This window comes from Bacillus sp. B1(2022) (assembly GCF_040259625.1).
Taxonomy (GTDB): domain Bacteria; phylum Bacillota; class Bacilli; order Bacillales; family Bacillaceae; genus Bacillus; species Bacillus velezensis.
This window is the reverse complement of the sequence record NZ_JANIFO010000021.1, coordinates 1-13,211: the sequence shown is the minus strand read 5'-3', so window position 1 is coordinate 13,211 and position 13,211 is coordinate 1. Positions and strand designations below refer to the sequence as shown.

The window sequence follows — 13,211 nt, the reverse complement described above, 5'->3', positions numbered from 1 at the left end:
GTCAGAGACAGCCCCTGTCTCCGCCTCACTTGTCAGAGCAGAAAGAGACACTTCTAGCGTTTCTCCGGAAAAACCGGAAACGGATAACCCCGGCTGTGCAAGCAGGAGACAAGCGCCGCAGTCATCGAGCATATAGCGCAGCCTGTCCTCAGGATACTCCGGGTCAAGCGGCACGTAGGCGCCGCCCGCTTTTAACACGGCAAGCACAGAAACCACCATCTCCGGCGAGCGTTCAGCGAGCACGCCGACCATGCTTTCTTTGCGGACGCCTTTTTGTCGGAGCCGAACGGCGAGCCTGTCTGTGTACTGGTCAAGCTCGGCGTACGTCAGCATACCGCCCGGAAAACGGAGCGCCGGACGATGCGGCGAAAGCGCGGCACGGCGGGTAAACAGCCCGTGAAGCGTCGGAGCCGGCGGTTCAACCGTTTCTGTACGGTTAAACGCATCCAGCATATTTCTGGCTTCACACGCATCAAGCAATGCGATCTCGGAGGCGCTCATTTCAGGGTCGGAAATGACTGACTTCATCATATGCCGTAAAAATGTTTCAATATTCTTCATAAAAACACGATCGTATATACCGGTATCAAAGTTTAAGCGGATATAAAGAGAATTTCCCGGAATCACCTTTATGCTGCATCCGTAGTTTGTGACTTCCTCCATCGTGAAATCTTCTACCGCAAAATCAAATGAACCTGCCTGACTCACATTTTCAATTTCACGCTGGGCCGGCACATTTTCAAACACGATAATGTGGTCAAACAGCGCTTGCTTCAAAGGGCTTTGCGCCTGAATGTCATACAGCGGATAATAGCTGTACGCTTCTGCTTGCAGCGTCTCCTGCTGCAAATGCCTGACGAGCTCCAGAAAAGAAAATGAACCGCTTTTCACCCGCACGGGAATCGTATTAATAAACAGGCCCACCATTTTTTCCACGCCTGCGAGATCCGACGGCCGGCCGGAAACGACAGAACCGAAAACGGCGTCATCACAGCGGCTGACACGCTGCAGCAACAGGCCCCACAGTGCCTGGAACACTGTATTCAGCGTTGCTCCCGCCCTTGCCGCAATGTTCTTCAGCTCATTTGTCTGCTCTTCAGAAATGGTGAAAACCGCCTGCTCAAGTTCGCCATTTGGTTCTGCAGATTTTTTCGGAAGAGACGCCGATTGCTCAAGATCGGCAAGTCTCGTTTTCCAAAAAATCTCGGCTTCTTTACGATCCTGCTTCATGAGCCATTTAATATACTTTCCATATGGCTGAACAGGCTCGAGAGACGGGAGCCGTCCGTCTCCGAGAGATTGATAGATCATCAGAAATTCCTTCATGACAATCCCGAAGCACCAGCCGTCCATGACGATATGATGATGGCTCCAGATACAAACATAGCGTTCGGACGCTTTTTTCAAAATGGAGACTCTCATGAGAGGGTCTGACTGCAAATCAAAGCCTTTATCTTTATCTTCTTTTCTGAATCGGTCGGCATATTTATCTTGTGCCTTCTCGTCCAAATGAGAAATATCATGAAACTGAACGCGGCTCGGCCTGTTTTTCAACACGACTTGGCGGGGCTTCGCCACATTCTTATGAATAAATGTCGTACGGAAAATATCGTATCGTTCAAAAACAGCATCTATACTTTTTTGGAATCGTTCCCGGTCAAGCTGTCCGCTGATCGTAAACACCGCTTGTTCGAAGTAGGCTCTTGAGTCATGATCCAACAGAGAATGAAAAAGCATGCCCTCCTGCATAAAAGATAAAGGATATATATCTTGTATTTCCGGTTGCTGCCCCATTGCGCCACTCCTTTTCTATAGTTTGTTGACGGCTCCCATAATGTCACTCAGATCTTCCAGCGTTAACTCCTCGTCACTGAAATCAGCGGCGCTCCATTCACGCTCCTCTTTGCCTGTGCAATGCGAGATGATCTGCTTGAGAAAGGCATGAAAATATCCCGTCAAAACTTCAATCGTTTCTTTTTGATACTGAAAACGGTTGTACACGACATGCATGCTGAGACATTCCGACGATACGGAGCCGCTGATATCAAGTGTGTACGGACGTTCCCAGTCTGGGCTGACTTCATTTCCCGCTTTTACGGGAGAAACACCAAAGCCGCTGGAACGGATTTCACGGTCAAACTGTCCCAGATAGTTAAAACTGATTTCAGGAGAATCGGATTCCGTCTCTTCCCAGAGTTTGCTTATATATTTCAGCACTCCGTATCCCGCTCCTTTATGCGGAATGCGGCGCATCATGTCTTTTGTCCGCTTAATGTGATAGCCAAGCCGCTCGCCGTCATCAGCCTGATCTTGAAAACTTGCGTCAACCAATACCGGATAAATTGACGTAAACCAACCGACGGTTCTGCTGATATCAAGATGCTCCAAGTGCTCTTCCCTTCCGTGGCCTTCCATGCTGATTTTGAATGTCTCGTTTCCGGTCCATCTGTTCAGCGCAAGGCTTAACGCGGCAAGCAATAATTCACCCGTCTCTGTTGTGTATGCTCTGTTCGCTTCCGTTAACAGCTGCTCAGTCTCCTGTTTCGTCAATGTAACGGTCATCACATCTGTATCTTTCAGAAGATTGGAAGAGATGCGGGCATCTTTCGGAAGCGGTTCGACCGCCATTTTTTCTCTTTCGGACCAGTAGTCTGCTTCCTGTAACAGCCGGCGGCTTTTTGCATAATCAGAGATTTGCTTCGCGTAAGTCTGATAGGAATCGGTTTTTGCCGGAAGCGCGGTTTCTTTTCCTGCGAGCGCCTGCCTGTAGCACGCGGTGAGATCTTCAAATAAAATCCGCCATGATACACCGTCAATGACAAGGTGATGAATGGAAAGCAGCAGATGATCGCCATCGTTAGCGTGAAATAATCCGACAGCTACGAGCGGCCCCGTCTCCAGCCGAATGGAAGTTTGAATACGGGCGGCCGCCTGTTCAATTGCGGCGTGCTCCTCTTGTAATGACCCTTTCCCTCTCACGTCATGCGTTTCAAACGTAAAGAGTTCTTCTTCAGAAAGGTTTTCCACTCTGTTGTATTGAGTCACCGATCCGTTTTGCGTGCCGCATACGATCCGTAATGCGTCATGATGAACCGCAAGCTGTGCCAGCGCTTTTCTCATAGCAGATTCATTGATTCTGTCCGCACTGCGGAGCATAACCGACTGATTAAAATGATCATGCGGCAATGATTGCGACAAGAACCAGTGCTGGATCGGCGTCAGCGGCACGTCTCCCGTGACGGGAGCCTGATCAATCACGCGGCGGACTTTACGGAGCCGCATCGATACTTCTCCCAGTGTCTGATGCTCGAACAGCTCGCGGACGGTCGTTTCATAGCCCTGCTGTTTCAGCCTCGCACATACTTGCAGCGCTTTAATCGAATCCCCGCCGAGATGGAAGAAATGAGCATTGGGACCGAGGCCTTCAACACCTAAGAGTTCTTCCCAAATGTCAGCCATCATTTCTTCAGTTTCATTTCTCAGGCTGATATCATCTCCATGGCTATCATTTAATTCAGGCTGCGGGAGCGCCTTCTCGTCCAGCTTCCCATTCGCCGTCAGAGGCAGTTCATCAAGCTCTATCAAGCGGGCGGGAATCATATATTCCGGCAGAAAAGCTCTGAGAGAGGCCTGAATTTCTGCTTCTTTTATCTTTTCGTTCCCGTGTAAGACCGCGTATGCGTAAATGGAGTGCTGACCGTGCTGATCAGCACGTGTGATCACGGCGGCCTCTTTCACGGAGGAAAGCTCTTGCAGCGCTGATTTAATTTCTCCCAGCTCAATTCTGTGGCCTCTGACTTTTACTTGCGCATCTTTCCGCCCGACATATTCCAGTTCGCCATTTAAGAGCCTTTTGGCGATATCACCCGTCCGGTAGAGCCGCATGCCGGAAACGTGCGGATTCGTGATGAAACGGGAGGCGGTTAAATCATCCCTGTTTACATATCCCCTCGCGACGCCTTCCCCGCCGATATAAAGCTCACCGGGAATTCCGATCGGCTGCGGATTCATATAGGCGTCCATAACAAAAGCATGAAGAGTTTCCAGCGGTCTGCCGATATTGCTTTTGTTTCTCTCAATATCATCCATATTCAGTTTTTTGCATGTGACGTGAACCGTGGTTTCCGTAATACCGTACATATTAACAAGCTCCATCTCCGGGTACTTCTCTTTCCAGCTTTTCAGCATGCCGGGCTGAAGCGCTTCTCCGCCGAAAATGACATATCGAAGCTTCAGCTTGTCCGTATGCCCGGCCTCTTCATGAATGAGTCCGGAAAAAGCCGTCGGCGTTTGGTTCAGCACCGTTACGCCTTCACTTTGCAGCAGCTGCCGGTACAAATGCGGATCACGGGCTGTGTCTTTCGGCACGATAACTACCTTTCCGCCGTATAAGAGCGCGCCGAATATTTCCCAGACAGAAAAATCAAAGCAATAGGAATGGAACAGCGTCCAGACGTCTTCAGAGCCGAAATCAAACGGCAGTCCTTTATGTGTGATAAGGCTGATGACATTGCGGTGTTCCGTCATAACGCCTTTCGGTTTTCCGGTTGTGCCCGATGTATAAATCACGTAAGCCGGCTGTTCAGGCGTTATCATTTCTTTCGTTCTGTCTGCTGAAACGGATTCAGGCTTATCGATGTATAAAACCGGCAGCCCGTCCATTCCGGATATCCCAAGACCCGATTGCGTCAACAGAACACGCGCGCCGCTGTCAGTCAGCATAAATGAAATCCGCTCGTCCGGATAGTCAGGATCAATCGGCAGATAAGCTCCTCCCGCTTTTAAAATACCGAGAATCCCAATCAGCATATCCGGAGATCGTTCGGTCATAATTCCGACAATCTGTCCGGAGCGGATGCCGTTTTCCGACAGCATATCGGCGATTCGATCCGCCTTTTCATTGAGCTCGCGGTAGGTGAGACGCTCATCAGACATGACGGCTGCAATTTGATCCGGCATTTTTTCCGCCTGTGCTTCAAATAAACTGACAATCGTTTCATGCCTCGGATACTCCGCCGTTTGATTTTCCGCTTGAAGAAGCATCTGCCGCTCGTTTATGCCCAGCAAATGAATGTCAGACAGCTTCCGCTCATCATCCGATGCGATTTGTCCTAAAAGCTCTTTAAAATGATCGGCCCACCGTTCAATCGTATCCTTTTCAAACAACGCGGTACTGTATTCAAAATGAAAATCCAGTGAGCCATCCGGCCGTTCCTCGGCATGAAGCGTCAAGTCGAATTTTGAAATGTCATGCTTCACTGCATGTGAAGAAACGGATAAGCCCGGAAGGTTCACTTCGAAATCATCACTGTTTTGCAAAACGAGCATGGCATCAAACAGCGGATTGCGATTGACTTCCCGGTGTGTATCAAGCTTTTGGGCAAGTTCTTCAAACGGGAAGTCCTGATGTTCGGCCGCGCCGAGGGCGAGCATTTTCACCTCTTCTAAATAAGCGCGGAATGTCTTATCCCCTTTCGGCCTGCTTCTCATTGCCACGGTATTTACAAACATGCCGATGACCCCGTCAAGCTCAGCGCGGCTTCTGCCGGCCGCAGGTGAACCGACGACAATGTCTTCCTGCCCGCTCAATTTAGAAAGGAACAAGGAGTAGCTTGCCAAAAGAATCATATACAGCGTCGAACCCGTCTCATCCATGAGCCAGCGCAAATTCTCCGCCGTTTCCTTTTGAAGGCGCGTTCGAACCGCGGACCCGCTGAAATCAGGAAGCTGCGGGCGCTTTTTATCGAGCGGCAGATCAAGTACGGGAATGTTTTCCCCGATCGTCTCCAGCCAATAACGCTCATGTCTTTTGAATTCTTCAGCGGCAAACCGCTCATGCTGCCAGACGGAAAAATCTTTGTACTGGAGTTTTAACGGCCGCAGCTCTTTTCCTCTGTACAAATCCGTCAATTCTTGAATCAGAACGCTCATTGACACACCGTCTGCGATAAGATGATGCATATCAAGCAGCAGAAAATGACGTTCTTCAGTAACTTTGGCTAAAGTCACTCTCAAAAGCGGCGCTTTTTCCACGTCAAACGGTTTGACGAAAGTTTCCATCACCTCTTGAAGAAGGTTCCCGGATGGCATGTGAATCTCTGTGAGGTCAAGATCGACATGTGCATGTATTTGCTGCATCGGCTCCCCGTTTCGTAAAACAAATGAAGTGCGTAACGCTTCATGCCTTTGTAACAGCGCTGAAAAGGCTTCGTGCAGGCGATCCCGGTTGAGTCTGCCGCTCAGTTCCAGACAAGCGGGCATATGATAGCCCGTACTGTCCGCTGCAAGCTGATGAAGGGCATAGAGCCTTTTTTGCGCAAAAGATAGCGGGTACAAGTCCTTTGCCACAGCAGGCGTGATTTCTGCATATTCTCCTCTTTTCCTCTGTTCAAGGAAGCGGGCCATGCTCTCGATGGTCGGATGTTCAAAAACATGGCGGACGGCAAGTTCAATTTGCAGCCGTTTATGTATGTTTGAAACAAGCGACGCGGCTTTCAGCGACTGTCCGCCGATTTGGAAGAAATCATCTCTCATACTGATGTGTTCCCGTTTCAGCACTTCTTGCCAAATAGACAGCAGCTCAGTCTCAAGCATTGTGCGCGGAGCTTGATAATCACCGGTTCTCCCGGCTTCTTTCGGCTCAGGAAGTGCGGCCCGATCAAGTTTTCCGCTCACAGACAGCGGCATTTCCGTTAATTTGGTAAAGCTTCCCGGTATCATATAAGCAGGTAATCTCCCGGCCAATTCGGCATGAGGGTCAAATGTCACACCCGCGTTTTCCAGTACGACATAAGCTGCAAGCTCCTGTTCCCCGTCCGCCGTTTTGCGCACGGTGACTGCCGCCTCTTTTACCCCGGACAGACTTCTGAGTGCCGTTTCGATTTCTCCTAATTCAATTCTGTAACCTCTTACCTTCACCTGATCGTCAAAGCGTCCCATGTATTCAATCGTTCCATCCGGTAAAAATCGGGCTGCATCTCCCGTTCTGTAAAGCCGTTCACCTTCACGAAACGGATGAGGGGTAAAGACTTTGTCCGTCAGCTCTTTTTGCTGAAAATATCCGTCCGCCAGACCTTTTCCGGAAATACACAGTTCACCGACGGCTCCGACCGGCTGCAGCCGATCTCCGTGCATCATATAGACAGAAGTGTTGGCAATCGGGCGCCCGATCGTAATCCGGCTGCTTTTTTGCAGGTTGCGCAGAATCGTCGTGGCCACACTGTTTTCCGTCGGGCCGTATTCATTCAGCAGCTCGGCATTCGGGCATATGCCGCGGCTCGCTTCCACGATATCAGGAGTGGCCGCTTCCCCGGCAAATGTCACCACCCGAAGCGTCTGCGCATCCTTTTTCGTCAGCGAATCAAGCAGAACGCGATACAGAGACGGAACGATCAGAAGATGGCTCACTCCGTGTCGGGTGATTTTCTGTTTTATTGAAAGGACGTCTTTCGCATCATCTTCATCAGTTAACAATACACAGGCGCCCGACAGAAGCGGAGTGAAAAGACTCGTTAATGACCCGTCAAATACGTATGAAAAAAGATGAAGCGCTATGTCCCCTTCTGTCATCCCGTATTCTTCACGCCGCCATTGCAATGTATTGCTGATCGCTTTGTGTTGTACAAGCACCCCTTTCGGCCGGCCTGTCGTTCCGGAGGTGTAAATGACATACGCCCAATTTCCGCTGTCAGATACCGGCGGAAGCGGTGAAGTCTGCTGGGAAACCGTTTCCTCCATGATGACGACGCTGCCCTTGAAATGCGGCGGAATGAGGGGGAGCAGGTCTTTTTCAGTCACGAGCAGTGAGGCTTCACTGTCTCTCAGTAAAAATGAAATCCGTTCAGGCGGGAATTCCGCATCAATCGGCATATAGGCGCTGCCCGACTTCCAAATTCCGAGCAGAGCGGCAACCGTACTCATTGATCGGCGCAGCATAACAGCGGTGATCTGGTCGGGGCGTGCGCCTTTTTCCCTTAACGCATGCGCAATCTGATTCGCCCGCTGATTTAATTTCTTGTAGCTCCAGCTTACCCCGTTATATCTCAACGCCTCTTGGTCAGGCGTTTTTGCCGCCTGTTCTTCAAACAGCCCATGAACGGTTGTCTCAGGGTACGGACGGTCCGTTTCGTTAAACGAATGAATCAAGGCTTCTTCCTCTGGAGGCACGAGACTGATGCTTGATAAAAGCCTGTCCGGATCTTCCGTTACACAGGAGATGACCTCCAGAATATGCCCTTTGATCCGTTTCATGTCTTCCCGATCGTAGATGCCCGCATTGTAGCTGAATTTCACATAAAACTCTTCTCCCGGAACGATGACGACGTTAAGATCGTAATTGGTTTCTTCCGCCATCGAAAAGTTTTCAAGGGAGAGCGCACTGCTTTCCGTTTGTTTCCAGCCGTTTACCGCAGTCTGCATCTGAACCGGATAATTCTCAAAAACCAGGATGTGGTTCAAGAGATCTTTTTGCAGGCCGCTCTCGTTTTGGATGTCATAAAGCGGATAATAGCTGTGCTCTTCCGCAGCGAGTGACTCTTTTTGCACCTTTTTGAGAAGAGAAGAAAAAGTCATATCCCCAGCCGCGCGCACCCTTACCGGCACGGTATTGATAAACAGTCCGGCCATGGATTCGATGCCGGCGATAGCTGACGGTCTGCCGGAAACAACTGAACCGAATACCGCATCTTCAGTGCCGTTGTAACGGTGGAGAAGCAGTCCCCAAATGCTCGTAAATAAAGTATTCAGCGTGACCCCGGTGCTTCGGGCAATGTCTGTCAGTTTTTGCACGGTTTCAGACTCAAGGGAAAATTGAAAATGCTCAGATGCATAACCGTTTTGCGCCGGCTTATTCTTCGTTTGCGGAACGGAAACGACTTCTCCGTAATCTTCCAAGCAGCGCGACCAGAACGCTGACGTTTCTTCTTTATTCCGGCTTCGGAGCCATTTGATATAAGAACTGTAAGGAGCCGGACTGCTGAGGTTTACAGGCCGCCCGTTTCGGATCGCATAATACATGCTGAAGAAATCTTTCAGCACAATGCCCAAGCTCCAGCCGTCCATCATAATGTGATGGTGAGTCCAAACGCATGTATGGCGGTTTTCTCCCGTTTGAAAAAGAGTCAGGCGCATTAAGGGGCCTTTTTGCAGATCAAAGCCCTTATTCCGGTCGGTTTCCTTGAATTCCTTAATGATGCTTTGCTGCCGTTCTTCCGAATAGTCTGAAATGTTCTCAGTCTGTACGGCTGTGTCACGGAGTGAAAGGACAACCTGCTGCGGTCCTTCAAGGTCAGGCACTTCTTTTATGAAAATCGTTCTGAAAATATCATAACGGCTGACAAGCATATCCAGACTTTTTTGGAATGTATCAATGCATAAATCCCCGCTGACTGTAAACGAAATCTGCTCGACATATGCGTTTGATCCGGAATCCAGAAGCGAATGAAACAGCATGCCTTCCTGCATATATGATAAAGGGTAAATATCTTGAATTTCTGTCGCTTGTGTCACGAATGCCACACACCTTTTTATGAAATTAAAGTCCTTTTACGAGATCTTCAATGCTTGATAGTGCTTGAGCGGTCAATTCTGTATGGCTGTAATCCGTTAATGTTTTTTCCCGCTCTTTCTTGCCGGAACAGTGGGCGATGATGTCCTCGATGTGAGTATGGAAACGATTCATGAAGACCTCGATTGCCCCCGGTGCAAATACATCGGTATAAACGGCTTTTACCTCCAGTTGCCCGGCCGCCACCATCGCGTTAATATCCAGATCAAACTCGCGGATGCGCCCGGCCGCTATATCATGCTGCGGCTTGAACGGTGACATCTTCAGCGTTCCCTCAAGACCGTCAAACGCACCGAGATAGTTAAAGCTTATTTCTGGGTCTTTATAAAGAATGTTTCGCGAATATCTCAGCAGCCCGTAGCCGGTTCCGTGATGAGGAACCCTTCTCATCATGTCTTTTACCGTCTTTATGCGGTGAGCGGTTTTTTCGCCTGAGCCGCCCGGCACTCTCATATCCAAAAGCACCGGGTAAACAGATGTAAACCATCCTGCCGTTCTTGACATATCAATGTCAGGCATATGCCCCTGGCGCCCGTGCCCCTCAGTGCTGATAAGGATCTGTTCAGAACCCGTCCACTCATGAAGCGCCATTCCAAGCGCCGTTAAAAGCAATTCATGAACATCCGTTCCGTATGCCTGCTGTGTTTCCAACAGCAGCTGTTTCGTGACTTCGCTGCTTAATATCCACGATGCCGTGCGCGCGTTTTCCTGCAATCGTCCGGCGTTTTCATCAGTTATTTTCGGCAGCGGCGCTGTTTCACTAGACATCACGCTGTCCCAGTATGCGGCTTCCTCCAGCAATGCTTTGCTTTTGGAAATGTCAAAAAGCTCTTCGGCATACTTTATATAAGAATCGCTTTTCGGCGGCAGTTTGATTTGTTTGCCGTCCAATGCCTGCTGATAAGCTGTCTGCAGATCTTCAAGCAATATCCTCCATGACACGCCGTCCACGATAAGATGATGAATCGTTATAAGAAGATGGTCGGCTTCCTTCTGCCGGAACACTCCGAGATGAAGCAGAGGCCCTTGATCAAGACGCATAGCCTGCTGTATTTCTTTTTCCTCAGCGGCTATCCGTTTTTCGGGCTGAGTTTCTTCTGAAATATCTATGACGTTAAGCGTAAAGATTTCTTCATACTGCTTTGTGATTCCGCGATTATATTGAACCGTTTCCCCATGCTCATTTTCAGTGAAAGTCATTCGCAGCGCATCATGATGTTCTGTCAGCGCGCAAACCGCCTGATACAGCGCATCTATTTCGAGGCTGTCTTCACTGCACAGCATGACCGCTTGGTTATAATGAAGCTCAAACGCACCCGGCTCCTCAAAAAATCTCTGCTGGATCGGTGTCAGCGGAGCGCTTCCTTCTATCGGCCCCTGATCAGCCATTGCAACAGCCGGCATGAGGTGCTTCGCGAGTTCTGCAATCGTCGGGAACTGAAACAAATCGCGGATCGACATGTTCCAGCCTTCTCCCGCGAGTCGGGCTGACACTTGAAGCGCCTTAATGGAATCTCCCCCAAGCTCAAAGAAAGAGTGATGAATTCCCGCTTTCTGAACATGAAGCACATCTTCCCAAATCCGGCATAACATCTCCTGTTTTTCATCGCCGGGCGCGACAAATGCCTGTGTTGAATGTATCTCTTCTGCCGGCAGTGCCGATTTATCAAGTTTGCCGTTCAGTGTCAGGGGCATGCTGTCTAAACCGATAATATGAGACGGCATCATATAAGCCGGGAGCTCCTGCATAAGAGACTGGCGAAGTGATGAGATATCGGCCTCTTTAGGAACGATGTATGCCGCTAATCGGGCTTGTCCTTCAGCATCTTTCATCACGGTAACAGCCGCTTCTTTGACTTGATCGTGTTTCAAAAGCACACTTTCAATTTCTCCCGTCTCAATTCTGTAGCCTCTGATTTTTACCTGCTTATCAATCCGCCCTTGAAAACGAAGAGTACCATCCGGCAGCCAGCAAGCCTGATCTCCGGTTCTGTAAAGCGTTTCTCCCGTTTGTAACGGGTCACTGAATGCGTCCTCTGTCAGCTCAGGCTGTCCCCAATATCCTTTTGCGACGCCGGCGCCCCCGATATACAGCTCTCCGAAAACGCCGATCGGCTGGACCTGTTTGTCTTTGTTTAAGACGTACATTTGCACATTCGGAAGCGGAACACCGATCGGCACATCATCTTCCCGCGGCTCTTCGCTCATTTCGGCTTCATAATACGAAGAATCAATTGTCGCTTCTGTTACACCGTAGCTGTTAATGATCCGCATTTCTTTTCCGAAGCGTTCATGAAGCGTATAAAAATCCTGCGACTTGATCATATCTGAACCCAGTACAAGTATTTTTACACTTTGCAGCGCGAGGTTCCGGCGATATATATATTCCATAAACGGAACAATCAGCGCGGGTGTCGACTCCATAAACGTGATACGGTGCTGATCAATGAGCTGATAAAGCTGTTGTGGCTCAAGCCGGACGTCATCCGGACAAATGACAAGCGTTCCCCCGTTTAGCAGGGCGCGTGCAAGATCCCCTGAAAATACATCAAATGAGAAACTCGCCATCTGCAGCACTCTGACCGGTATAAGATCAAGCTCATAAATCCTGCGCCATGCAAGTGCTGCATGCGTAAAGCTGCGATTTCTGACTTCGACTCCCTTCGGCGTTCCCGTTGTTCCCGAAGTATATATGATATATGCAGTATCATCCGGTGACGCTGCCGGCTGAATATTCTTTGCACAAATATCGTATTGATCTTCATGATCAAGCTGAATGAGAAATAAATTGTTATCCGTCAGCTGTGAAGCAAGTTCTTTGTATTCTGACTGCACCATCAAGACGGATGCCGCGCTGTCTTTTAATAAATAGCGAATCCGTTCCTCGGGATAATGGGAGTCAACCGGTATATACGCCCCTCCCGATTTCATGACGGCAAGAACACTGACGATCGCTTCAATCGAACGGTTTGCCAATATAGCTGCTCTTTTTCCCGGACCGAATCCATTTTTGTGTAATGTTCGCGCAAGCCGATTTGCCCGCTCATTAAGCTGCAAATAGCTGATCTGTTGTGCTCCTTCAATAACAGCGGTCTGATGAGGCCTTTCTTCTGCTTTCTCTTCAAACAACTGGTGAAACAGTTTGTGTTTTTGCATGAATTCGGTTTGTGTGTTATTAAACTCAATCAGTAACTTTTGTTTTTCTTCTTCATCCAAAATGTCAGCTTTCGATAGTGTGACTTCCGGTTCGGCGGCAACATGGCGCAAGAGATTCAGTAAGTGGCCCATCCAGCGTTCAATCGTTTCTTTCATAAAAAGCTCGGTGCTGAATTCCATTTCAAAGCGGATGTTTCCATCGGATTCAGCCGCTGATAAGGTCAGGTCAAAACTTGATACATCATGTTCGGTATGCTCTGATCGCGACGCTTTCAGACCGGCCAGATTTATCTCCTCTCGCTCCATATTCTGAAGAATAAACATCGCATCAAACAGCGGATTGCGGCTCATGTCCCGCTGCACACCGAGCCGTTCCACAAGCTCTTCAAACGGATAGTCCTGATGCTCATACGCCTCAAGCGCGGCCTGGCGGACTTCCGCCAAGTAATCGGTAAACCGTTTGTCTCCTTTCGGCTCCGTTCTGATGGCC

Annotated in this window: 3 protein-coding genes; all 3 read right to left on the bottom strand. The window is 49.4% G+C overall.

Annotated features, from left to right (window positions below; genetic code table 11):
- Positions 1–1,794, bottom strand: a 1,794-nt coding sequence (locus tag NQS30_RS21210) for a condensation domain-containing protein (protein WP_350322346.1), incomplete at its 3' end; no start/stop codon positions are given.
- Between the two features lie 15 nt (positions 1,795–1,809).
- Entirely contained in the window at positions 1,810–9,507 is a 7,698-nt protein-coding gene (locus NQS30_RS21205; RefSeq protein ID WP_218791219.1) for a non-ribosomal peptide synthetase, read from the bottom strand.
- A 25-nt stretch (positions 9,508–9,532) separates the two neighbouring features.
- Positions 9,533–13,211 (bottom strand): amino acid adenylation domain-containing protein (locus NQS30_RS21200; RefSeq protein WP_350322345.1); only part of this gene is annotated, 3,679 nt, incomplete at its 5' end.